The organism is Nitrosospira sp. Nsp1 (genome assembly GCF_900100985.1).
In the GTDB taxonomy this organism is placed as follows: Bacteria; Pseudomonadota; Gammaproteobacteria; order Burkholderiales; family Nitrosomonadaceae; genus Nitrosospira.
The window spans coordinates 40,289-61,148 of record NZ_FMUF01000015.1 but is presented as its reverse complement, the minus strand read 5'-3'; the positions used below and the strand labels follow the sequence as shown (position 1 = coordinate 61,148).

At 55.5% G+C, this 20,860-nt stretch carries 17 protein-coding genes; 9 read left to right on the top strand and 8 right to left on the bottom strand.

Annotation, left to right across the window (positions count from 1 at the left end; all coding sequences use genetic code 11):
- Window positions 1-93: 93 nt before the first annotated feature.
- Entirely contained in the window at window positions 94-5,109 is a 5,016-nt protein-coding gene (locus tag BLP78_RS10425) for a hypothetical protein (RefSeq protein WP_090459003.1), read from the top strand.
- 146 nt (window positions 5,110-5,255) lie between these two features.
- Here the strand turns inward: BLP78_RS10425 and BLP78_RS10420 are convergent, their stop codons facing one another.
- Window positions 5,256-6,218, bottom strand: a complete 963-nt coding sequence (locus BLP78_RS10420; protein WP_090459001.1) for a GlxA family transcriptional regulator — start codon at window positions 6,216-6,218, stop codon at window positions 5,256-5,258.
- 103 nt (window positions 6,219-6,321) lie between these two features.
- Between BLP78_RS10420 and BLP78_RS10415 the strand changes: the two genes are divergently transcribed.
- Together BLP78_RS10415 and BLP78_RS10410 are read left to right on the top strand one after the other, a co-directional pair.
- Window positions 6,322-6,624, top strand: coding sequence for a putative quinol monooxygenase (locus tag BLP78_RS10415; protein WP_090459000.1), 303 nt, complete (start codon window positions 6,322-6,324; stop codon window positions 6,622-6,624).
- Between the two features lie 251 nt (window positions 6,625-6,875).
- Window positions 6,876-7,343 (top strand): NUDIX hydrolase, encoded by a 468-nt coding sequence (locus tag BLP78_RS10410; protein WP_090458998.1) that lies wholly within the window; start codon window positions 6,876-6,878, stop codon window positions 7,341-7,343.
- 169 nt (window positions 7,344-7,512) lie between these two features.
- Here BLP78_RS10410 and BLP78_RS10405 read toward each other — a convergent pair whose 3' ends face one another.
- Window positions 7,513-7,761, bottom strand: coding sequence for a hypothetical protein (locus tag BLP78_RS10405; RefSeq protein WP_090458997.1), 249 nt, complete (start codon window positions 7,759-7,761; stop codon window positions 7,513-7,515).
- 344 nt (window positions 7,762-8,105) lie between these two features.
- On the opposite strand from BLP78_RS10405, the gene hemA reads away from it, so the two are divergent.
- The 4 genes from hemA to grxD all read left to right on the top strand — a co-directional run bounded on the left by hemA (window position 8,106) and on the right by grxD (window position 11,818).
- Window positions 8,106-9,359, top strand: coding sequence for a glutamyl-tRNA reductase (gene hemA, locus BLP78_RS10400; RefSeq protein WP_090458995.1), 1,254 nt, complete (start codon window positions 8,106-8,108; stop codon window positions 9,357-9,359).
- Window positions 9,356-10,432 carry a peptide chain release factor 1 gene (gene prfA, locus BLP78_RS10395; RefSeq protein ID WP_090458993.1) on the top strand — a complete coding sequence of 359 codons (1,077 nt, stop codon included), beginning with the start codon at window positions 9,356-9,358 and terminating at the stop codon, window positions 10,430-10,432. Before hemA ends, prfA begins: the two co-directional genes overlap by 4 nt.
- Window positions 10,433-10,542: 110 nt before the next feature.
- Window positions 10,543-11,376: a peptide chain release factor N(5)-glutamine methyltransferase gene (gene prmC, locus BLP78_RS10390; RefSeq protein WP_090458991.1), complete on the top strand. Its 834-nt coding sequence runs from the start codon at window positions 10,543-10,545 to the stop codon at window positions 11,374-11,376.
- 124 nt (window positions 11,377-11,500) lie between these two features.
- The gene (gene grxD / locus BLP78_RS10385) at window positions 11,501-11,818 is read left to right on the top strand and encodes a Grx4 family monothiol glutaredoxin (RefSeq protein ID WP_025042164.1); all 318 of its coding nucleotides are present in this window, start codon (window positions 11,501-11,503) and stop codon (window positions 11,816-11,818) included.
- Between the two features lie 125 nt (window positions 11,819-11,943).
- On the opposite strand, the gene BLP78_RS10380 is transcribed toward grxD, so the two are convergent.
- Complete coding sequence (locus BLP78_RS10380; RefSeq protein WP_090458990.1) at window positions 11,944-12,366, bottom strand: YqaA family protein; 423 nt, start codon at window positions 12,364-12,366, stop codon at window positions 11,944-11,946.
- Window positions 12,367-12,887: 521 nt separating this feature from the next.
- Between BLP78_RS10380 and BLP78_RS10375 the strand changes: the two genes are divergently transcribed.
- Window positions 12,888-13,631 carry a 4-aminobenzoate synthase gene (locus tag BLP78_RS10375; protein ID WP_025042162.1) on the top strand — a complete coding sequence of 248 codons (744 nt, stop codon included), beginning with the start codon at window positions 12,888-12,890 and terminating at the stop codon, window positions 13,629-13,631.
- A gap of 118 nt (window positions 13,632-13,749) precedes the next feature.
- Here BLP78_RS10375 and BLP78_RS10370 read toward each other — a convergent pair whose 3' ends face one another.
- Entirely contained in the window at window positions 13,750-14,679 is a 930-nt protein-coding gene (locus BLP78_RS10370) for a LysR family transcriptional regulator (protein ID WP_218118961.1), read from the bottom strand.
- Window positions 14,680-14,790: 111 nt separating this feature from the next.
- Here BLP78_RS10370 and metE point away from each other — a divergent pair, with 111 nt between their 5' ends.
- Window positions 14,791-17,112, top strand: a complete 2,322-nt coding sequence (gene metE, locus BLP78_RS10365; protein WP_090458988.1) for a 5-methyltetrahydropteroyltriglutamate--homocysteine S-methyltransferase — start codon at window positions 14,791-14,793, stop codon at window positions 17,110-17,112.
- A gap of 336 nt (window positions 17,113-17,448) precedes the next feature.
- Here the strand turns inward: metE and BLP78_RS10360 are convergent, their stop codons facing one another.
- From BLP78_RS10360 to BLP78_RS10345, 4 genes are all read right to left on the bottom strand, one after another.
- Window positions 17,449-17,736: an HU family DNA-binding protein gene (locus BLP78_RS10360; protein WP_090458987.1), complete on the bottom strand. Its 288-nt coding sequence runs from the start codon at window positions 17,734-17,736 to the stop codon at window positions 17,449-17,451.
- A gap of 35 nt (window positions 17,737-17,771) precedes the next feature.
- Complete coding sequence (locus BLP78_RS15610; RefSeq protein WP_176752845.1) at window positions 17,772-18,215, bottom strand: DUF4113 domain-containing protein; 444 nt, start codon at window positions 18,213-18,215, stop codon at window positions 17,772-17,774.
- 147 nt (window positions 18,216-18,362) lie between these two features.
- Window positions 18,363-18,950, bottom strand: a complete 588-nt coding sequence (locus BLP78_RS10350) for a hypothetical protein (RefSeq protein ID WP_090458983.1) — start codon at window positions 18,948-18,950, stop codon at window positions 18,363-18,365.
- Between the two features lie 10 nt (window positions 18,951-18,960).
- Window positions 18,961-20,592, bottom strand: coding sequence for a DUF8189 domain-containing protein (locus BLP78_RS10345; RefSeq protein WP_090458981.1), 1,632 nt, complete (start codon window positions 20,590-20,592; stop codon window positions 18,961-18,963).
- Window positions 20,593-20,860 lie beyond the last annotated feature (268 nt).

Here is a 20,860-nt window from a genome sequence, read left to right as displayed (position 1 = left end):
AACACCGGCCAAATGTGCCCGTATTTCTCGGTTTAGAAGCGCGAGCGGCGCGTATATCCTTGGGCTAGCTCAACAGTCAACCAAGGATACGTAATGATCGATTCAGACTTCAGCATCGGCTTCTCCACCAATCTGGTCGACGGCCTCAACCCCAACTGGCAACCGCAGGCAGGCCTGCTGAACATCCTCTACCCCGCCAAACAACAGGCGATGACCTTGAGGTCGGTCCAGCCGATAGCGCAGCTCGGCAGTTGGACGCATCCGGTCATCACGCTGCATGAAAACGCACTGGACCTGCTGGATGAATTGATCCCGTACCGAGTCGTCAACCCTTCCAGCGACATCGACGCGCCATCGTTCGGCGCAGGCGCCTTGCTGGGCGGCGCTACGGGTAGCCGCCCATCATTGGAGATGCTGTCGAAAACCATAGGTGTCGACCTGGCCCGAACGGACCTACGCTATGCACTAGTTAAACTGGAGAGAGCGGATGGTGCCGATAACCACCCTTCGGCAGTGGGAGGCATCCTTGTGCATGCGCGACCCCGGCAGCCTGATCCGGAATATGGGCTGAGTACCGAGTTCACTTCGGCTTCGACAAGATTGCGCCACGCGGGTCGCAGCCGTCTCCAGGACTACGGCGATCAGTTGAACAAGGACGACGCCAGCAAAGTGCTGGATTCTTTCCGCGAATTCGGCACCCATTATGTTTCCGTCGTGGAACTGGGCGACACCATCCTGCAGGTGTTTGCGTATCTGCCGGAACAGTTTGCCAAACTCAAGCTGGCCTATGCGGATGGAAATAATCCCCTTTCCGGGCCGGGATCGCAAAATTTCGTCCAGTTCACTACCGACCGGGCTACCGGTATCTACGGCTATGTGGAACAGTATGGTAGCGTCATTTGCCTGAGCAATTCGACCATCTTCAACTCGACGCTGCACGACGGTGACTGGCGCGATACGCTGTGGTCGCACAAGAACAGCGTGTTTTCCCTCTTCAACGTCAACGCCCGGTTATCGCTTGTCAACCTGCAGCAGGAATTTACCGAACAGGCGGTGGTAGCCGTCCACCTCGCCAGCCTGAGCGTGATGATAGAGCAGAAACGGGGACTGATCTGGCAGCGAATCTTCAAGGGTGCGATGGCGCAGAAATACCGTACCACGATCCAGCCGAACTTTTCCATTTACGATCAGCGCGATTTTGTGCGCATGCTGCCGCAGGATACTGCCGGCATCACCTCTTTTATCGCTACGCCAACAGTAAACGTCTATAAGGCGCGGCTGGATCTTGCGGATGTGCAGCTCGTCGCAGCCGGGGAAGTGCAGGATTTCGTCCTGTTCACGAATGTGCTATCCGCCGGCGCCAACACGACCATACCGGTTCCCGGAAAAAAGGTGCATTTGTTCGGCCAGGTGCTGGACATGCGCGTGCAGGGCCAACCTAAATCGATCAGCCTGACTGATGAAGCGTTCGACTCGCTGCAGTTGGGGTGCGATGAATTTCTCGGCGCGCTGGCAATCCAGAACCGCTCCGGCTCCCGCTATAGCGTGATTGTGGATGGACTCCGATTCGGCCTGGATGGAAGCGGGCCAGCGGCCATGCCAGTTATCGCAGACGATGTTCGTACAGTGCCACCGGCAGGTGTGATCCCGCTACTGACAGACAGTTTGCAGTTTTCAATGACATTTGCCGAAGCAGTGATCAGCGATCAATCTGCTCGTGCAAATAGCTGCATTCAGCAATTTGTGCGCAGTTACCTGACATGGGTAACGGAAATGCTGCCCGCAGGCGGGAGTGAGGAATTAATTGCGTTGCGCGTGCGTGCGATGGACTTGGCCAACTACGCGACCAATCCGGAATACGGGAGTCTTGTCCCGATTCTGCCATATGGCGATTACGAACGATACGTGCAAAGTATCCTGAGCTATCTGGACAGGATACAACTGCAGGTTGCACAGAACGAACAGCGCATGGCCAATCGCCGTCAGCAGGAACTGGTGATCGACGTGGCCAGGACGCTCAACCAGAACATCATCGCGTCAGGCGAGCTGATCGGTGGGGTAATCGAAGCCAATGCAGCGCAGCAAAAAGACCTGGAAGGATTTTACGATTCGATGATCGTCCAGGGTAAGGCGGAAGCAGTGCAGCAGCAGGCCAAGATCAACAATCTGAACGCATCGCTGTTCGAAGCCCGGGGAGACGTGGATCTGGCTGTGCAGAAATACAAATCCGCCGTGCAGCAATGGGAGACCATGGAAGCGATCAAGTTCGGGCTGGAAGTCGCCACCAACCTGTTCAGCCTCGGCACCAGTATCGCCATTCCTGCCTCATCCATCTCTGCCGTCAAAGACCTTGGCCTTGCCGTACAAAGGATCCAGAAGACCTTCAATGTCCTGAACGCGATGTCCAAGCTGTATACCGGCATCAGTACCGGTGCCAAAGGATTGGAAAACGCGCAGCGCGCGCTCGACGATCTGGATGGCGCGCAATTTGGTAATCCCTCGACGTTATCCTGGGATGAAATGTCGATCCAGTTCAACCAGATCATGGCGTCCGGCCCGGATATCAAGCCGGAAAAAGCAAGTCTGCAAGCGGCTTTTGCGACCATGGTGCTGCGCGGCAAAGCCGTAGCCGGCGCCGAATCCTCGCTGCATGCGCTTCAGCGGGATATTCACACCAACCAGAAACAAAAAGAGATCAACAGCCGCCAGGCAGCGCGGCTGGAGGCGTTGCAGCAGAAGTTGCACCCCGCCAGGGTCGAGGATCTCGACCGGTCGGCTATTGATCTCGTGGCGCTGACCGGCCATTTGACGTTCATCCAGAACCAGATGCTCACTATTCTCGCCAAGGCGTTCCTGATGCAGGATCTGGCGCTCCAATACGCCAATCTGCAGCCGGCCACGCCGGTGCTGGCGTTCAGCCTGCTGAAATTCAGTGCTGCGGTGGTCCAGCAGCAAGCCACTACGCTGGAAGCCAGGTCCCTGCTGGCCCATTATCAGGCCGGCAGGACGAAGCCGATCGAATATGTCATCGAAGGCGTCAAGCCGGAGGAACTGATCGGCGGCAACGTTTTTTCCAGTACGATTTTTCTGGATGCGCCGGAATTCTATCAATATGTCAACGCAAGGATAATTTCTGTGGTTGCGGTAGTGGAAGGAGTCAAATCCACCACCAGCGGGACCTATCTGCTTCGTCTTGCCTATAACGGCACGCCGTTCCACGACCGCAACCTTCATCGCGATCCCTTGGCGTTTCGCACTCCCTGGCGCGAGCGGATTTACAGCTACAACGCGCATGACAACTCGCCGAACTTCTCCGATGGCGGCGAATCCTGGTCTGAGGGCGTGAGCCGCGTCACTCCTTTTTCTACTTGGGAAATCTCGCTGCCGAACACGAGCACGAACAAGGGCCTGAGCTTTGAGCGGGACAGCCTGACAGTACGGTTATCCTTCGTGCTGGAAGCAAGAATCGCCGACCCGCTGAAGATCATGCAGCAGCGTGCCGCCAACCGGTTGCTCGCATTCGCTCAGCCGCGCCAATTGCCAGGGTTATTGGCTGCAAGCGATATGGTTTTGGCTGCCGTGGGCAACTTGCCGTCCACCGAGACGCTGCTGGCCCAGATGAATGCGCAGGGCAGTTGCACCAATGGCTGGGACGTGGTGTTCAACATGGATCTGAAAGGAATCAACAGTGCGCTGCTGGATCAATACGAAACCCTGAAAAAAGATACCGTCTATAAGAACCGTATTACCGTCAACACTTCGGAAAAATATCCGGGTGGCGTTACCGTGATCAACCGCTTCACAATCGATTACGGCTATCCCCTGTTGAGCTTCAGCATCAACAACAACAATTCAGCCACACTGAAAATGGAAATACTGAGCGGCTCGGTAGAGCGCTGTTCCCAGGTGGGGTCGTTGCCGGAACAATGCGGTACACCTGAATCGATCACCGGCGAAACCCTCACGGCAGTGATTCAGCTGGCAAAGGTTGCAGGTACGGTCAAGATCGACAACGTCAATCACAACGTCCTGAAAGTGCAGTTGGACATGAAGGAAGGGGCGTTCTCCATCAGCAACATCGACCTGAGCGATGCCACCAAGGTGGAATTCAACAAGGCGGTCAAGGAGTATTTCGTCAGCAACCCCGTCATCTACCTGATCAATCAGCTAGACCTGACCGCAATTCCGACGCTGGATGCGTTAAAGCCCAGTGATTTCATTTTCAAACCGCTCCAGACGCCGGCCAGCAACCAGATGCTGCAACTGTTCATCATGACCGGGGGTCGGGCGATGCCGAATTATTCACAGGCGTTCCTGAACAATATTCCGGAACCGCTGCCGCAAGGCCAGACCAACAGCATGATGGTGCGCTCCGAGTTGATATTCAAGGAGGTCCTGCCGCAAAGCCTGAGAAACAACGGTTGGGCGCTACAGGGCGTGAATCCGGGCAGCACCACCAAAGCCTGGTCGGGCAAGTTCACTGGTGCGAGTGTCATTGGCACCGTGGATTTGAGCAAGCTCAATCACACCTCATCGAACGGTGGCGGACAAGGCGGCGGCTCATTTACCGAGTACACTTATTCGATCCCTGGAGGCAAAGATGTGTCGTGGTCGCTGGTGGATACCACCATCACGGCGCAGGCTAACGGGCAAATGTATTACAGCGGCAGCCGCCGGCAATCTCTTCAATATAATCAGCATTCCTGCACAACGGTCTATCCCTGCTTTTGGAATTGCACCCGTTGCAGAGATTCCACGCTTGCGACCGACGTAACGATCGAGGTGAGGGCTTCACTGCCGTTGGGTGTGGGTGGCGGCGGGCGCAACCAGACTATTCAGATCAAGACTACCAGTCAGGGCGTCGTTGTCGGCGGCCACCTGTCCGGAGGAGGTCCCAGCGGTTCCGACGATCTGGCGGCGCAAGTCAATCAGCAGATCCAGAGTCAGGTGCCGCAGCAGATCGTGCAAAAACTGTCGATCCAGTTTGAGGCAGTTTCGGTGTTTGCGTTGAAGAACCTGCTGTTTCCCGCGAATAATTACATCACATTCAGTAGCTGCGGGGTGCCGGGCGACCTGATCCTGCTGGGTAATTTCAATTCTACGAAGTGATAGCGTAAAGCCTTTACACTTCACACATTAGAGCGTCCTAAGTGGACGCTCTTTTCATGTGCGCCCAGCATGGATTTCCCTGTTCAATTCATGAAACTTCAACCTGGGCAGGCAATTAACATACTTACCAGAGGCTCGCGAACCTGTCACTTACCTGCACGTAGCTCACTCACAGACCGACCAATCCTACGGCGGAGGAGGGTGCGTAACGTCACCCCATTTTCATAGCCAACCTGGGCGGCAATCAGATCAATGCTGTCATTGCTCGTTTGCAGCAGGTGTACCGCGCGCTCGACGCGCAGATCCTGAAAATAGGAGAGGGGTGTCTTGCCCAGCACGGTCTTTAGACGGCGCGCGAGGGTTCTCTCGCTGGTTCCGGCTGCATTTGCTGCTGCGCTGAGCGAGAAACCATGGGTTAGCCGGTTCCGCGCCCACTGTTCAAATCGTTCGATCAATGGATCCGTATGCATGAGGTGGTCTGGAATCATGAAAACCGCCTGCGAAGGGCGCGGATCGATTACGAGAAAACGCGCAGTCAATGATGCCAGCGCCGGACTGCTGCGCCTTACCAGCCATAGCGCCAGATCAATATGTGCCAGGGCCGCCCCTGCGGTGACGAAACTGGATGAATCCACGATCATGCGTGATTCTTCTAAAATGACAAGAGGATAGCGCTCGCGGAACAGCGGCGCCAGCCACCATGAGGTCGTGGCGCTCTGCCCATCAAGCAGCGATGTGTTTGCAAGGACAAAGGTTCCGGTGCAGGCGGCACTCACCAGAGTTCCGCCGTCAGACCATTCCCGCAACAGTTCCTCTATATCCCCTACATCCCGCCGTTCAAGCGCCAACTGCAGTGTTGCGGGCATTTTTGCCCCAAGCGCAGGAATCAGCACAATATCGGGGCGCGCCAGTTGTGTCGCCAGTACTACTGGTACTAACAGTCCCTGACTGGTGTGTACCCGGCGGCGGACACCGACGATAGTTACCTCGAAATGAATCGAAGGTGTTCCGGCAGACTCTGCCAAATCGTTCGCGATACTGAAGGTATCGAGAAGGGTAGATAAACCTGTATCAAAAACTTCATCGAGGGCAAGGATGTAGATGCGCATGGCAGAAATGATATCATAATTGTCAATATTGCCACTTAGCAGGAATCTGTATCTTCATTAAAGTCTGCCTCTCGTAATTCAACTTCAGAAAGGAAAAATTATCATGGTAAAAGTTGCCCTGTTAGTACGTTTGCAAGCCAAACCCGGGAAAGAAGCTGCCGTCGCCAGTTTTCTTGAAAGCGCCCTCGCTCTGGCGAATCAGGAAGCCACCACCCCGGTCTGGCTTGCGCTACGGTTGGGACAATCTACTTTCGGGATCTTCGACGCCTTCGCTGACGAAACGGGGCGCTCAGCACATTTGGCGGGTCCGATTGCAGCGGCGCTGATGGCGAATGCCGCCGAATTGCTCTCGGAACCGCCGCAGATCGAGCATGTGGATGTGCTTGCTGCCAAACTATCGAACTGAAAATTGGATTCAGCAGTCCGGATGAAGCGTGGCGGAGTCCAGGTTATAGTTCGTTCCAGCTTGCTGGCCGAATCAGGGGAAGTTGCAGTAGACTCTGGACCTGCCCTCGCTTTTTTACGCATCAAGAGGTGTTCTGATCTGCTGGCTGAGTATGCTGTAAACGTCTGCTCAGTGTCGATTTGCGACTTTGCCAAGGAATAAAGGTGCCAGAACCAGCCGTTGTTTTCCCCGAAAACAGACAGTAGGCACATATGCCTAAAACAAGCGCCGGCATCTTGCCCTATCGCAGCCGCGACGGCCGGCTGGAGGTTTTGCTTGTCCATCCCGGGGGACCCTTCTGGGCGAAGAAGGATCTTGGGTCTTGGTCGATAGCCAAGGGCGAGTATGAGAAAGGCGAAGACCCCTTTCAGGCCGCGTTACGGGAATTCATGGAAGAAACCGGGCACCAGCCAGCCGGGCCGTTTTTGCCGCTAGCACAGCGGAAGCAACCTGGTGGGAAACTTATTGATGCATGGGCTACCGAGAGTGATTTGGATTCTTCCAGGTTCGTCTCGAATACTTTCAGCATGGAGTGGCCGAAAGGGTCTGGGAAAATGCAGGCGTTTCCGGAGATAGATCGCGCCGAGTGGTTCGAAATATCGGAAGCAACACGGCGCATTCTTCCGGGGCAGCGCGGCTTCCTTGATGAGCTGTGCAAAAAATTCTCAACAGGTTCATGAACAACTACCCACCCTGGGCTACATTTCATGCCGTTGACCGTGGGAAGAGCCTGCTATTCCCGGGCAACGACTACAGCTGATATCTCATTTATCTCAATTAGCAACCCTGCGGCAGCGAGCAGCCTGACCCAAGCGGACCCGCTAATTTCAGCAAGATGACAGGGAAATATCAACTCACCGATAATTCGGCGGGTTCTTTTTCGGCAGTAGAAATGCGATAGGAATGGAAGTTCAGGGGAGCCAGGCCCACGCTCGGCCCAGCCTGGTTTGCCCAATACACCTTGGATTCAGGCCACCCGACGAGTGATTCTTCATGCACGTAGGGATCCGGGCAATTGCCGGACGCGTTGAAGATCGCATAAGATTTCCGCTCTATATAGCCTTCCTTGGTTCGCACATAGGGAACATATTTAACCATTTGCCAATCTCCAATGAAAATGATCCACAGTCGATTGTACTGAAGACTTGTTACAGGATTTATACGCATATCTTCCAAGCTTCGCAGTTTTATCGAAATTACCCCTGGACTGCCTCCCATCGCTCATGGTCCGCGTTACCGGATCAGATTGGTTTCGTTATCGGCCCCAGAGCTGCGATAATGTGCACTTGACCATGAGCACATCAAACCCGATCTTGATATTGCCAAGACCCCGCTATTTTTCTGCAAACCTGAAACTCTTCTAAGTGATGGTATTCAAATGCTTGTAATACTATAATCAGCAAATTTTTCAATTTCGTCACCGGTTACTCACATTGTCCTCCATGCAGTTATTTGCCTTTGGCATTAACCATCAAACCGCGCCGCTGGATGTGCGCGAGCAGGTTTCTTTTCCGGAAGATGCCATGGAGCATGCCTTGCACGACCTGGTGGCTCATCATCCGGTGAGAGAGGCGGCAATCGTTTCGACCTGCAATCGTACCGAGGTTTATTGCAGCACCGAAAAGCCGGACGAAGCCACGCACTGGCTGGCGAATTTTCATCATTTGCAGACGCGGGAACTGGAGCCTTATCTCTACAAGCTACCGCGTGAAAAGGCCGTGAAGCACGCATTTCGCGTCGCCAGCGGACTGGATTCCATGGTGCTGGGCGAGCCGCAGATACTTGGACAGTTAAAAAATGCGGTGAAATCCGCTGAACACGCCGGCACACTTGGCATGCTGTTGCACAAGCTGTTCCAGCGCACGTTTTTCGTCGCCAAGGAGGTTCGCAGTTCTACCGAGATCGGCGCGAACTCGGTTTCCATGGCTGCGGCCGCCACGCGGCTGGCGGAACGGATTTTTGGCGACATCAGCGAGCAGCGCGTGTTGTTTATCGGCGCGGGCGAAATGATCGAGCTATGTGCCAGTCATTTTGCCGCGCGCCATCCGAAGCGCATCACCGTCGCCAATCGCACCAGCGAGCGTGCACAAGCCCTGGCGCATCGTTTCAATGCGCAGGTCATTGCGTTGAATGAGCTTCCTGAACAATTGGCGCTGCACGACATTGTGGTGACCTGCACCGCGAGTACCCTGCCCATACTCGGCAAAGGCATGCTGGAGCGGGCGATAAAGGCCCGCAAGCATCGTCCGATTTTCGTGGTGGATCTGGCCGTGCCGCGAGACGTTGAGCCGGAAGTGGCGGAACTGGATGATATATTTCTTTATTCCGTGGACGATCTTGCCGATATCGTCAAGGAAGGATTGGATTCCCGCCTGGGCGCGGTAGCGCAGGCCGAGGCGATTATCGATTCAAACGTGGTCAATTTCATGCACTGGCTGGAGTCGCGCGAACTGGTGCCCACCATACGTGCCTTGCGTGACCAGGCCGAACGGTACCGGCGCCATGAAATGGAGCGGGCGACGAAGCTTCTGGCCAAGGGCGAAGACCCGCAAAAAATATTGGAATCCTTGAGTAATGGCCTGACCAATAAATTCTTGCATCTGCCTTCCTATGCACTCAATCACGCCGCAGCGGAGGAGCGTGACGATCTGGTCGATCTGATCAACCGTCTGTACCATCTCCACCGTCCAGAATGAACAAAAGCATGACTGCCAAGCTCACGCAACTCAGCGTGCGCCTGGAGGAGTTGAATCGCCTGCTGAGCAGCGAAACGATCGTCTCCAATCTCGATAACTATCGCAAGCTGACGCGGGAACGCGCGGAGATTGCGCCGGTGGTCGAGCTTTATGACGCATATCTGCAAAGTGAGCGTGACGTTCACACCGCGCAGGGAATGTGCGGCGATGCCGATATGCGCGAGTTTGCCGATGCCGAAATACGTGACGGTAAAGAGAAGCTCGTGCGATTTAGCGCGGAATTGCAGAAGCAATTACTGCCTAGAGACCCTAACGACGAGCGCAATATTTTTCTTGAAATCCGCGCCGGAACCGGTGGAGACGAATCCGCATTATTCGCCGGCGATCTGTTCCGGATGTATACGCGTTTCGCGGAACGCCAGCGCTGGCAGGTAGAGATAATCTCGCAAAGTCCGTCCGAGGCCGGCGGTTATAAGGAGATCATTGCCAAGATTATCGGTAATGGGGCCTACTCCAAGCTCAAGTTTGAATCCGGCGGCCATCGGGTCCAGCGCGTTCCCGCTACCGAAACCCAAGGCCGTATTCATACTTCCGCCTGTACCGTTGCAGTCATGCCCGAGGCGGACGAGGTCATGGAGGTAGCCCTGAACCCGGCTGAATTACGGATCGATACTTACCGCGCTTCCGGCGCGGGCGGTCAGCATATCAACAAGACCGACTCCGCGGTACGCGTCACGCATCTGCCGACAGGTATCGTGGTTGAATGCCAGGATGGCCGCTCGCAACACAAAAACAAGGCGCAAGCAATGAGCGTCCTTGCGGCGCGAATTCGCGACAAGCAGATGCGGGAACAACAGGACAAGCAGGCTGCTACGCGCAAGTCGCTGATCGGCAGCGGTGATCGTTCGGGGCGCATTCGTACCTATAATTTTCCCCAGGGACGAATAACCGACCACCGTATCAACCTCACGCTCTACAAGATCGAGCAGATCATGGATGGCGATTTGAGCGACCTGTGCTCTGCGCTAATGTCCGAGCATCAGGCGGAGCAATTGGCGGCGATGGGGGAGTAGGGCGATACATTTTCCTCCCTGTTGCTACCCCTTGTTCCCTCGAAGGTTCTATCTGCCCGCTTGGTGGATAGATCGCAACGCCAGGGCATAGTTTGAGGTTGATTCCACCCATGCAGCAGATCACTATTCTGGACGCGCTACAGCAATCGGGCCGCGACATCGACGATATCGATGCGCGTATTCTGCTGCAGTACGTGCTCGATGTCAGCCACGCTCACCTCATTGCTTACGCCGAGCAGGCGCTTGATTCGAAACAGGCACAATCCTTTTGGCTGTTGACGGAACGGCGCGCTCAAGGCGAACCCGTTGCGTATCTCATAGGCAAACGAGAGTTTTACAGCCTGGGTTTTACGGTCACCCCGGCAGTTCTCATTCCTCGTCCTGAAACGGAATTACTGGTGGATCTGGCGCTGGCGCGAATTCCGCTGGACCTTCCCTGGAAAATTCTTGATCTTGGAACCGGCAGCGGCGCTATCGCGCTAGCCATAGCAAAACACCGCCCCCTGGCGGACATCTCCGCGGTGGATTTCTCCGCGAATACTCTGGCAGTCGCCAAAACAAATGCCCGCCAACTCGGTGTTGATAATGTGCGCTTCATCGAAGCCGACTGGTTCGATGGCGTTAATGGTGAAAGATTCAATCTCATTGTGTCGAACCCCCCTTATATTGCAGATGGTGACCCACATCTCACGCGGGGCGATCTGCGCTTTGAACCACGCACGGCGCTGGCGGCGGAAGGCGAAGGCCTTGATTGCATCCGCTCGATCATCGCCGCCGCCCCCGCCCACCTGGTCGAAGATGGAGCGCTATTGCTGGAACATGGCTATGATCAGGCGGAAGCGTGCAGGCGATTATTGAGCGAAGCGGGTTTCAAAAGGGTGTTTTCCCGCCCCGATCTCGCGGGCATCATGCGAGTCAGTGGCGGAGCCCTTGATATTGCATAACGTGGCATGTTGCCGATATGGAAGCGGGGAATATTGGCCGGACGAATCAAATCGCTTGTAAAGGACCCGGGTTTCCCCTAAGCTAATTTACGGGTTGTTTTTTTAAGGAAAAGAAGGAGTCGATATGAATACACAAGAAGTCATCAAGCAGCAAGTCACCACTCACCCCGTTGTGCTCTATATGAAGGGCACGCCCGATGCCCCTCAATGCGGTTTTTCCGCTCACGCCGTCAAGATTCTCCATACCTGCGGCGTCAATGATATTTTTGCCGTGGATGTGCTTGCCGAACCCCAAATAAGGCAGGGTATCAAGGAATACTCAAACTGGCCGACCATTCCTCAACTCTACATAAATGGGGAATTCGTGGGCGGTTCCGATATCGTTGGCGAAATGTACCAGAGCGGCGAATTGCAGAAGTTGCTTCAGGGTAAAAAAGATTGAATTAAATTGGAGGGTTTGATTCAATGAACAATGAGCCGGCGATAAACGACAGCCGGCTTTTTGTTGGGTAATGCACATGACGAATTGCGCAATTGGATGATGAAGCAATTGGGCGAGTGATCGGATCATGGGGTAATCGCTGCCGCGATTGCCCAGTAACGCGCGAACTTTCCGGCCGCCATGAACAGCATGGCCAATATCCAGTTAACTCGAAGCCAACCTGCGGCGACACACAGCAGATCGCCAATTATCGGTACCCAAGCCAGCAGTAATACCGGGCTGCCATGAGTACGTACCCACTGTAGGGCACGCATACTCCCGCCGGCATTTTTCAGTAGCGTTTTTTCATCGGGTAAAAATAGCCCGATCGCGTAGGAACTCATGCCGCCCAAAGTGTTGCCCAGCGAGGCGACGCTCAAGGCAGACCAATATAGCTCTGGGTAGCCAGTTAAAACGCCAAACAATACCGCTTCCGAACCGCCGGGGAGCAAAGTGGCAGCAAGGAAACTGCTGATGAATAAGGCGAACAGACTCGATTGCTCATCCATAACAGTTTCTAAAAAATAGAGCTCCGGTAGCTATAAAACCCGTGAACAATTCTCATGGAGGCGCGGAAGCCGCAGGCAGTAACATGGGTGGGATGGAAACCGCAACGGACCAGGGACGGCAACGCACCCGGGCGACTCCTCGGGCATGAGCCTGATTAATCTCTCGCAAAGCCGGTTGCCGGGGATTTCAGTGTCTACCCATCCCTTGGGGTTGCGGCAAAGTACGCCCCGCGGTGCTGCGCGCGTTAGTGCCGTCATTATCCCGGCGCGGCGCAAACAATCTCCGCCGTCCGCTGCGGCACCTTTCGTTTGTATCAATCCGATTTTAACAGCTTAGCTGTCAAATAAGGGCTCTACGAATTCCCCTGGTGTTGCTTGATATAGTGCAGGAGAACGGGTACCGATAGTTTTTGCAACTAATTGACATTGCCCGTTAACCAATCGTTAAAATTTGACTTAACAGTATTATCTGAGTGATGATAGGCTACTAATTACCCACCCCCCTTTTCAAGAGGAAAATCATGACGACCACCGTATCTCTCAAGCAAAAGATAGATTCCATCATTAACGCCAAGCACCTGCTCAAGCATCCTTTTTATGTGGCCTGGACGGAAGGCAAGCTCTCCAAGGAGCAATTGCGCGGGTACGCGGAACAATATTTTCATAACGTACTGGCTGAGCCGACGTATCTGAGCGCAGTACATTTCAATACACCGCATTTTCACAGTGAAGCAAATAGCGGCGACATCAGTGTCCGCCAGGAAGTGCTGAAAAACCTGATCAGCGAAGAGCACGGAGAAAAAAATCATCCCGCCTTATGGAAGAATTTTGCGCTGGCCCTGGGTTCGAGCGACAAGGACCTGGCTCGTGCGGCAGCTTTGCCGGACACGGCCAGACTGGTATCGACATTTCGCGACATCTGCCTGAACCAGCCATTTTATGCAGGCCTCGCCGCAATGCATGCTTTTGAATCCCAGGTGCCGTCAATCGCTGCCGTCAAAATTGACGGGCTGATCAAGTTCTACGGAATGGATGATCCGGACAGTTACGAATTCTTTTCGGTACACCAGGAAGCCGACGTATATCACTCACAAGCGGAATGGACGTTGATTGAACGCTTTGCCGATACGGCGGAGAAACAGGCCGAGGTAGTGGCGGCAACTATCCGGGCGTGTGATGCACTCTGGGGTTTTCTCGATGGCGTGTATGAGAATTACTGCTCAGACCTGGCCTGCGAAGACAGGACTGCCGTTACCTTGCATTAACTCCCTTGCACTGGTGAGCAGAAGCAGACAACACCTCGTTTGCTGCACGTTTGCTCACCAGTGGGTTTCATAACCGTTGCTTGCTTTCTCCTGTCTTCCTGCTTCCGCCGGTCGGTATTCAATCCACCGGCACAATTCCATCCAGCGTAGCGAAACAGGTATTCTTCGCGGTTACCAGAAAATCCCGCAAATAGGGGCGGGAAGCGGTTTCCGTGAGCGTGGACGCGTATAGGTCGCTCCATAATCCGTGCGCGCCAATACGGCGGGCGATAACATAATCATGGTCGACGTAGTTCTTGATTCCCCAACTGGGCAATGCTGCGACACCACGCCGGCTGGCTACCAGTTGCAGGATAGCCACGGTCAGTTCCGCGGTGCGCCGCTGCGGCTGGACGCCGGCGGGCTTCAGCACGTTGAGAATCAGGTCGATACGGTCCTCCGGTACCGGATAGGTAATAAGGGTTTCGTCGGCGAAGTCTGCCGCGTTCAATATCCGTTTCGCCCGTAAGGGGTGTTCCGGCGCCAGTACCGCCAGGATCTCGAAGCTGAATAGCGGATGATGAATAATGCCGCGCCGCCGCTTATGCTCGGATCCGATCACCACATCGGCGCCGCCTTCCTCCAGGAGTTTGACCGGATCGCTGTGAAATCCGGAAACCAGGTCCAGCTCAACCTCCGGCCAATGCTGGCGGAAGGCATCCATGAGTGGCATCAGCCAATCGAAACAGGTATGGCATTCCAGCGCGATGCGCAAACTGCCTGTCGCCTGCTGCGACATGGTGGCGAGACTCCGTTCGGTTGCCTGGATGTCCTCCAGTACTTTTCCCGCAAGTGAAACCAGATGCCTGCCGGCATCGGTGAGTTCGACGGTTTGCCCGCGCCGCTGTACTATCGACAGTCCATAGTGGGTCTGCAAGGCCTTGATCTGATGTGACAATGCAGATTGGGTAAGGTGTACGCGCTTGGCAGCGCGTGAAACACTGCCTGTCTCGTGCAACGCTGCGAGCGTGCGAAGATGGCGTAATTCAAGAATGGATGCAAGTGACATAGGTATGAATATTATTCATTAATATTTAATTATATTTCATTTGATTCATAGTTTAGTCTGCCACACAATCATCCCTTACTGCAACCGGCAACTTACGTGGGGGAATAAACAATGGCACTGACACATAACCTGGGTTTTCCGCGCATTGGCGCGCGGCGCGAGCTGAAGCAGGCACTCGAAGCCTACTGGCGCGGCGATATCAGTGATGAACAGTTGAAAACCGCGGCAGCCGACTTGAGGAAGCAGCACTGGCTGCTGCAGCGTGAAGCCGGCATCGATCTTATCCCGGCTGGCGATTTCGCACTATACGATCAAATGCTGAATATGACGGCATTGCTCGGCGCGATACCTGCCCGATTTAACGCGGGCAGCAACGAAATCGGCCTGGACCTGTATTTCGCAATGGCCCGGGGTACGGCGGATCAACCGGCGATGGAGATGACCAAGTGGTTTGACACCAACTATCACTACATTGTCCCGGAATTCGACGCACAGACCACATTCCGTATCGCTTCGCCGCAACTCTTCAGAGAAGTGGCCGAGGCACAGGCTCTTGGCATCTCGCCGAAAGTGGTGCTGATCGGGCCGTTAACCTATCTGTATCTTGGCAAGGAAACCACGCCTGGATTCAATCGCCTGGATTTGCTGCCTCATCTGTTGCCGGTTTATCGCGACATTCTTGCCCAGCTTGCTTCCCTGGGCGTGGAATGGGTGCAAATCGACGAGCCGTTGCTGGCGCTCGACCTGGATGACGATTGGTTGCGTAGCCTGGACCAGGCCTATGCCACCTTGCAGGAAGCGGATAGCAGCGCGCGGAAGTTACCCAAGCTACTGCTGGCGACGTATTTTGAAGCCGTGGACAATCATGCTGCGCGCTTGAAAAAGCTGCCGGTCGATGGCTTGCATATCGATTTGTGTCGTGCACCGGGTCAGCTCGATACCTTTCTTGAGGGCTACCCCGCCGACAAGATACTGTCGCTAGGTGTCATCGACGGCCGCAATGTGTGGCGTGCCGATCTTGCGCCGGTATTCTCGATTCTGTCACGTGCGCAATCCGTCCTGGGTGAGCGGCTATGGGTTGCGCCCAGTTGTTCCCTTCTGCATTGCCCGGTGGATCTTGAGCTGGAAACCCGATTGGATGAGGAAATCAAGAGCTGGCTGGCATTTTCCGCGCAGAAATTGAGCGAGGTGTCGATACTCGGTCGAGGGTTGAATCAGGGAGAAAACGCGATACGCGATGTATTGGATGCCTCTACCAAGACCAGACAAGCGCGCGCCGAATCGCCACGCATACATAGCCCGGTAATGCAGGAGCGCCTGCAACGTCTGGTGCGGGATGATATCGGACGCGGGAGCCCATTCCCGGTGCGGCAAGCACTGCAACGGCAACGTTTCCAGCTTCCTCCGCTGCCCACTACAACCATTGGCTCATTTCCCCAGACGACAGAGATTCGCCAAGCTCGTGCTGCGTTTAAAAAAGGCGAACTCGGCAATTTGCAGTATCTGGAAGCGATGCGTAATGAGATACGCTTGGCGATAAAAAAACAGGAGGAAATCGGACTGGATGTACTCGTGCATGGAGAGCCCGAGCGCAACGACATGGTGGAGTATTTCGGCGAGCAATTGTGGGGCTACGCTTTTACCGAGAATGGCTGGGTGCAGAGCTACGGTTCCCGTTGCGTGAAGCCACCTGTTCTATATGGCGATATCTACCGGCCCGAGCCGATGACGCTGGAGTGGATTCAATATGCGCAGAGCCAGACCGAAAAGCCCGTCAAAGGCATGTTGACCGGCCCGATAACGATGCTGATGTGGTCGTTCGTACGTGACGACCAACCGCGTTCGCTCACGGCCCTCCAACTCGCGCTCGCCATCCGGGACGAAGTTGTCGACCTGGAGCAGGGTGGCATAGGCATTATTCAAATCGATGAGCCCGCTTTTCGTGAGGGGCTGCCATTGAAAAAACGCGACTGGAACGGATATTTTCAATGGGCCGTGGAAGCATTCCGCGTCGCCAGCTCGGGTGTAAGGGACGATACGCAGATACATACCCATATGTGCTATTCGGAGTTCAACGATATCCTGCCCGCCATTGCCGACATGGATGCTGACGTGATTACCATCGAAACCTCCCGCTCACGCATGGAGCTGCTCGATGGGTTCGGCCATTTCAAGTATCCCAACGAGATCGGTCCCGGCGTCTATGACATTCATTCGCCGAGGATTCCTCAAACCGCCGAGATGCTGGAACTGCTGGAAAAAGCCTGCCTGGTGATCAATCCGGAGCAACTTTGGGTGAACCCTGACTGCGGCCTGAAGACGCGAAACTGGCCGGAAGTTACCACGGCATTGGAAAGAATGGTCGAAGCAGCGCGCCTGCTGCGCGTCCGTCTGGAAACTCCACAAGCCGAGTCTGCAAGCGCCATAGCATGAGCTGATCGTAAAACGAGAACTTGAAAAAGTAGGCCGGGCTACGCCCGGTATCGTTTTACGATCGTCGGGCGGAGCCCGACCTACTTCAGGTAGTGTCAGAAACTCTGTATTTTTGCGGCACAGGGCTAAGTTGCAGCTCCTTGGAATGAAACGACGTCCCCGAAGCATCGTCCGTGGGCCTCGCGAAGCGGGATCGGACAACGTGGGGGAGCCGCGCTACGCGCATGGAGCGCCCGCCGCACGGTGGCACTCCGTATCCCGGAAAAGACATGGCCGGAGTCCATCCAATACCGAGGAATGGATTTTCGCGGGCGCGACAATATCTTGTCGTTGAACTTACTTCTTTCCGTCGCCGTTGACCGCAGTCTTGAGCGCTGCGCCCGGTTTGAATGCCGGAATCCTGGATGCGGCAATCTTCAGCTCTTCACCCGTCCTGGGGTTGCGGCCGGTGCGTGCAGCACGCTCGCGTACTTCGAAAGACCCGAACCCCGGCAATGAGAGCGAATCGCCTTTTTGTAGCGTATCCGAAATAATTTCGATCAGCGCCCCAACGGTGCGGTTCGCGTCGGCTTTGCTGCAGCCGGTCTTGGTGGCTATTGCTTCAATGAACTCATTCTTATTCATATTCGAGAACTCCATTTTCAGTATTGGTTAATAGTTTACGGCATTCCCTGATGGAGATGACGAAATAGCTCTACGGATTGCCCTGGCTTGTTCTTTAACGCACCTGAGCGACAGGCACATTGCTCAGGCTTGTCGTATAGCAGGGCGGCATGTATTCCCTTAGCATTTCCCCAGGCTCTATTGGTGGTTTCGGCAGAGGCGATGGCGACCGTATTGCGCCCATATCGCCGGTTCAAGGTATCCAGAGCTTCCGTCACCCTTTCCGACTTCTCACCCCGGCGCTCATGTAGGATGAACCGCGAACCCTGGTTTACCGCCGTGTCGCCGATGTCCGCGAGTATCCCCAGTTTTCCTGCAGGTAAAGCCGGGCGGGCGATTTTCTTCAAGCTGTATAGTGCGGCACGCACCAGCAGGTGCGTGTCACATTGAACTGGGTAGCGGAATTGCAATGCCGTTGCTGTATTGTAGATCGTGCTCACGGAAACGGTTGGTCTCAATAAAAGCTGGCCAGGCGTGCGAATGTGCTGCACTGTCTGCTCAAGCGTGTGGTCTGCTCGGCTTTCAGTACGGACCCAAGGAACCGCAGACTCTATATCATCGTCTTATCGTCACGCGAACTCAGCGCCTCATCCCCCGGTCCTGTCGGCAGCCTCTATCGGTACGCGGGCCTTGGCGGCAAGCTCCTTGAGCAGCACAGCGGCTGGGGCCGGCCTATCTCCCGGCGTCTCCACCGGAGAAGGCGCCAAGGGCTGCAGGAAATCGCCTTTTCCCTGTGTTTCGTGAAACCAGAGGGCCTGAACGTAGAGTCCGGGAACATTGAGAAGCCGCAACTCAAAGCCGCCCTGCGCCACTTCCGGAAAGTCTCTCACCGCGCGCATCGCCTTCGCGCTCGAGTCGACGAAGCGGCCTTCGTTGAAAGCCGAGAAAACCTGCTCCCCCCTGGGTCCGGCAACCGTCTCCGCGGAGGCGAGGACATTGTCGCCTTCCTGCACGAGATAGCGCCAACCGGTTGGCCTGGCCGCATCGAGGCTTTTTCCCGCCACAAGGTCGGAAAGCCCCAATGTGAATACTTGCTGCGGCTCGGTGAGCTGCAGAGGCCCGGCAGCGTTGCGCAAGGCGGGTGTTCTGAAGGCGCGGTTCCTGCTCAAGTCCAGGAAAGTGGAATGCATGGCATCCAACGCCTGTTGCGGAGGTTTTGGAGCAATAAAGGCCATCGGAAACTCCTCAGTACTTGGTGTAGTAAGTATGGGTCCACGTCCCCGACCCTTTATAGGCAGTCTGCAGGGTCGCGTAATTGACATCCGAGCGGCCATAGATCGGGTCATCAACAGTAACGTAGTCGATACCGCCCGCGCTATATTGCCCCTTTATGACCAGGAAGTGAGCGCCGCCGCCCGACCAGGCCACCCGGATCCCCAGCGGACGGGCGAAAGTTACCTCGTCCTCGATCTGGGCGGTAGTGGCGATGCCGCCCACCCAGTGGTCGAAGTGGCCCACCACCGTGAGTGCCTGGTCGAGAAAGCCGTAGACATTGCAGGGGCCGGATGCACCTGCGCCGCAACAGTCGGTTCGTGCCAGTTCGCCATTGGCCACGCCGCACTGCTGCCAGCCGCTTCCCGGCTGGTAGAACAGGGCGACGCTGGTCGCTGTTGCCGCCCAGCACCAGTTCGATTGCTGCTGGGGCTGCATGAAGAAGTACATTTCATCGAGCCACCAGATCGTATCGATGTGGCGCTCGATTCCCACGACAAGGGCATTGAATTCGTCGATGTGGTGATCGGTTCCCACGACAAAGACATCGAGTATGTCGGGGTAGCGGCTCAATGCATTGATCGAGGATCCTGGTGCGACGACCGGCAAAGCCCGAATCATGCCGTGCCGGTTCCAGGGGCTTAATGCATTGATCGAGGTTTCCGGCGCGACGGCGCCCGCGGCGATCTGGAACCAGGAGCCCCAGCCGGTGCTGGCGTTCCACCAGATGCTGAAGACGCCGTGGTTCTTGCCCACGGCGAAGACATCGAGGTGATCGGGATAGCGCGACACGACGCTGATGGACGTGTCGGGTGCGGCTACGCCACCCGCCACCACAAACCAGTTCTGGGCCCAACCGCCATTGGCGTCCCACCAGATGCTGGAGATTCTATGGTTCGGGTCGACGACAAAGAGGTCCAGGTGGGTCGGATAACGCGCCACGGCCGCAACCGAACTGTTCGGGGCGGCGAACCCGCCCGCAACCTGGAACCAGCTCGCCCAGCCGCTGCTGGCGTCCCACCAGGTGCTGTAGATGCCGTGATCGGACCCGACCGCAAAAAGATCGATATGGTTGGGGTTGCGGGTCACCGCCGTGATTGACGTTCCGGCTGCGGCGACACCGCCGCTGACAACAAACCAGTTCGCCGCCCAGCCGCCGTTGGCGTCCCACCAGATGCTGTAGATCTTGTGGTCCGATCCCACCACGAACAGATCCAGGTGGTTGGGGTTGCGGGCAATGGCCGCGACGGAAGTCCCCGGCGCCGCGGTCAGGTTGGAAACACGGAACCAGCCGTTGGCCCAGCCGCCGTTGGCATCCCACCAGATGCTGTAGATCTTGTGGTCCGATCCCACAACGAAAAGATCGAGGTGGTCAGGATTGCGGGCGACCACGGTGACTGTCGTCCCCGGCGCCGCGATGCCGCCGGCAACCTGGAACCAGTTCGACCATCCCGTGGAGATATCCCACCACGCGCTGTAAATTCCATGGTCGGTGCCCACGCAAAAGATATCGAGATGCTGCGGATACCTCGCAACCGAGGTGATGGAAGTCGACGGTGCCGCAACACCGCCGCTGACGCCAACCCAATTCGGTGCCCAACCCATTGTCTACTCCTTCCGTTGATGTTGATGTCCCGAAAAAGCAGGACCCCATGTATCAGGAAAAATAAACGCGTTTTTTCATATGTATGGACATCACCTCAGTATGACCAATCAGGTTTCGTTCAAGCATATGCTGATTGTTATCATGGAAGCTTTGACGTTTCTTGTAAAGCCGGTTTGCCGAATGACTCCACCTCTCATGATTACCTCTTGCCCAAGCCCGGCCTTGATTCGATATCGAAACATAAAGGACTGCTAGGACTGCTGTTAT